3 protein-coding genes and 1 pseudogene are annotated in these 2,770 nt (G+C 48.2%); 1 reads left to right on the top strand and 3 read right to left on the bottom strand.

Going from position 1 to position 2,770, the window contains the following annotated elements:
* Window positions 1-403: pseudogene (locus GRX64_RS13685) on the top strand (TonB-dependent receptor plug domain-containing protein); the annotation flags it as partial.
* Between the two features lie 26 nt (window positions 404-429).
* Here GRX64_RS13685 and GRX64_RS13680 read toward each other — a convergent pair.
* The 3 genes from GRX64_RS13680 to GRX64_RS13670 form a co-directional block, all read right to left on the bottom strand.
* Window positions 430-1,233, bottom strand: a complete 804-nt coding sequence (locus tag GRX64_RS13680) for a citrate synthase family protein (protein WP_166268193.1) — start codon at window positions 1,231-1,233, stop codon at window positions 430-432.
* Window positions 1,230-2,066 carry a citrate synthase family protein gene (locus GRX64_RS13675; RefSeq protein WP_235937682.1) on the bottom strand — a complete coding sequence of 279 codons (837 nt, stop codon included), beginning with the start codon at window positions 2,064-2,066 and terminating at the stop codon, window positions 1,230-1,232. Before GRX64_RS13675 ends, GRX64_RS13680 begins: the two co-directional genes overlap by 4 nt.
* Window positions 2,067-2,120: 54 nt before the next feature.
* Window positions 2,121-2,770, bottom strand: a 650-nt coding sequence (locus GRX64_RS13670) for a thiamine pyrophosphate-dependent enzyme (protein WP_235937681.1), incomplete at its 5' end; no start/stop codon positions are given.

Raw genomic sequence — 2,770 nt, 5'->3', positions numbered from 1 at the left:
GGCACTGGAAGATTTAAAACTTGTTGCCAATTACGCCTATCAGTACTCGCAAGACGAAAATACTGGGAAATCAGTCGGTGAAGCGCCCAACCACCAAATATACGGTCGTACAGAGTGGCATGCTTTTCCTGGGTGGTTTTTTAACACTCAGATTAATTGGGTTGGCGAGCAAAAAAGAGTGGCTTCCGATAACAGGGAACCCTTGTCAGACTACACCACTGTTGATGTGACTTTGCGCACGGATGGTCTCTGGCGCGGGCTGGACTTGTCTGTTTCAGTGCGAAATGCGTTCAATGAGGATGTTCGTGATCCTAGTCCATTCGCTGATCCGGTTGCCTCTGTTCCAAATGATTTCCCTCTAGCAGGACGAAATGTCGTTGGTGAGCTCCAATATCGCTTCTGATTCGGTCTTGAAAAAGTGCCAAATTTTTAAACGTTATCACTCCAATCTCGTGTAGATGGTCCATTGTAGACAATACTGCTACACCGAACGGGGAAAAAACTACCCTCTGGGCGCTCTATTGTGTCTTGGTAGCAAGGGATCATGCCTGCAATGAAACAGGGCGTCATAAAGAGCTGGTACTCTTGACAGTTCAGACCCATGTCAGCTGCCAGAGCTGCATCGACGGCCGCAACATTCATTGAGTAACCGTATTTAGAGTTGAGGTGTGCATAAACATCCAGGGCCATTTTAATATAGCGGCCCTTGTCCAACCCAAATTCTTTTGCTTTGTTTAAAGTATAGGGTATGCGCTCATCGGACTTTGCCATTGGGCGACCATACCCATAAAGTATCCGCTTTGCAGATTTTTCTTTATCTACGAATTTAGTGAGTTCTCCTCCTTCATCACACCAGCGCCCTGCCCGGTAGAAAAAATCTAAAGCCCTGACTTCGGGGCGTCGACCATAAATTGAAGCCTCAGAGACACTCAATCCAGCCATTAATGCAAGTGAGGCAGTTGAACGTACAGTTCCTGCAAGTGCTGTCACATGGTTGGGCCAGATCGAAGCATCAGGATAACTGGTGGCAACCCAATAGAAGTTGAGCAGTTTTAACACGTTTTCGCCTGGCTCTCGGCCGAGGATGCTGTATACGTATAAGTGAAGCCACTCGTGGTCACCTAGTTCCTTATGTAAATCCTTTCCATGCATCACCACCCGGTCTGACAGGAAGGCTTTGCCTTTGCTTGTAGCCCAATGACTTTCTGTATTGAGCAAATGTTTGTGACTCATATTAAGTCTTTCTCCAGGTCAGAAGCCGGACCAGGACCGGAGTCGTCAGTGAGTTCAATTGCAGGACCGTAAAAAGGAAATTTTTTCCACCCCAGGTGTTTTTGCTCCAACGAATGAACGGCTGCACCTGGCAGCCTTAACAGAAGATAGAGCAAGCTGCCCTGATCTTTATCTAGTCCGAGATCAACCAAAGCTGCTGCAGCGACACCACTCATTGCCAATGGGTAGCCGACTTTTTCTTCAAAAGCTGGCCGCTTTTGCTTTAGCCACGCTAGAGCACCATTGGAGGGGGCAAGACTGACCAGATAATCTAATGTCTGCAAGACCGGCTTGGGTGTCGACTCGCCATTCGGGTCGAAGCCAGGAGCGTGCTCCATGGGGAGCCAGATATCAGCCCGTTCATCTTCCTCAGGGCTAAAAAGACGAGTGACCCAAAGATCAAAATCTTGATTACATTCTTCCCAAAGTCGCATGCAGATGGATATTTCCTGAGCGCCTCCGTACTGTCCCGCCCCGACTGCCAGTGCCGCCATGAGTGCTGAACTATGATTCGTACCAGCAATACCAGCATTCATAGCAGCCCGGACACTAGCGTCTCGGGGTCCCGGGTTGGCCAGTGCGATGGCTAATGTCTCAAGCAGTATTGCTTCAGTCTTAAGAGGCCTTTCGCCCTTGAGCATGAGCATGAGATATTCAAACCAACTCGCCTTGCGAAGGATCTGGCCGTAGACATCATAACCCGAACAATAGCAAGCGTTGGCCGCAAACGGGTTAGATTCTTCTGGATTTTCCCTCCAGAAATTTGAATGATAGAGATAGTCGGAAGCCATCATCAGCCTTTTCTAATCAGCGTAATGAGTTGCCATTACTGAGGAGCATATCCGCCATTAAGCGACGCCAGTTAACATTTTCATCCTGGCACCCATGGGTGGTACTTCATCGGCGCCAATCACAACATCGAGTAAGCAAGGCCCAGGACGGTCGAGTATATTGCCCAAGTCTAAATCATGCAGTTCTTCCATGGTTTTTACACGGTAAGACTCGATTCCCATAGAGTGGGCCAATTGTGCAAAATTAATCTTGGGGAGTTTGTTTCCGATGGCTTCACCACCACTCAGTGCTTGCCCATGTCGGACAGTTCCTAGAGACGAATCATTAAGAACTACTACAAGCAAATTCAGGTTTTCTTGAAAAGCGGTTGTGATTTCTTGCCCTGCCATAAGATAGCTACCGTCCCCGACAAAGCAAATGACCGGATCCCCGTCCGCAGCGGCAGCAATACCAACAGCGGCACCAATGGCCCAGCCCATAGACGCAAAGCCGATTCCTATATGGAACAAGTTCTTATCTGACCGGGTCCTTTCTGACGTTCGAACATTCCAGTAATGAATTCCCCAAAGCAAACTGTTGCCACTATCAAAAAGGGCGCGAGTAGTTTTCGGACATTGGAGACTCATGTAGGTCATAAGAGCTTGTGGTTTGATCTCTCCACTTTCAACCAAACACTTGGAGCGATCATTAAGGGAAGTCTTTATTG

The sequence above is a fragment of the Marinobacter caseinilyticus genome (assembly GCF_011074955.1).
In the GTDB taxonomy this organism is placed as follows: Bacteria; Pseudomonadota; Gammaproteobacteria; order Pseudomonadales; family Oleiphilaceae; genus Marinobacter; species Marinobacter caseinilyticus.
Note: the sequence above shows the minus strand (reverse complement) of the source record. Positions and strands in the feature narration are given on the sequence as shown.

Excerpts from the sequence above, each read along its gene's own strand:
- GRX64_RS13680 (WP_166268193.1), bottom strand. The coding sequence starts at position 1,233 with ATGAGTCACAAACATTTGCTCAATACAGAAAGTCATTGGGCTACAAGC.
- GRX64_RS13675 (WP_235937682.1), bottom strand. The coding sequence starts at position 2,066 with ATGATGGCTTCCGACTATCTCTATCATTCAAATTTCTGGAGGGAAAAT.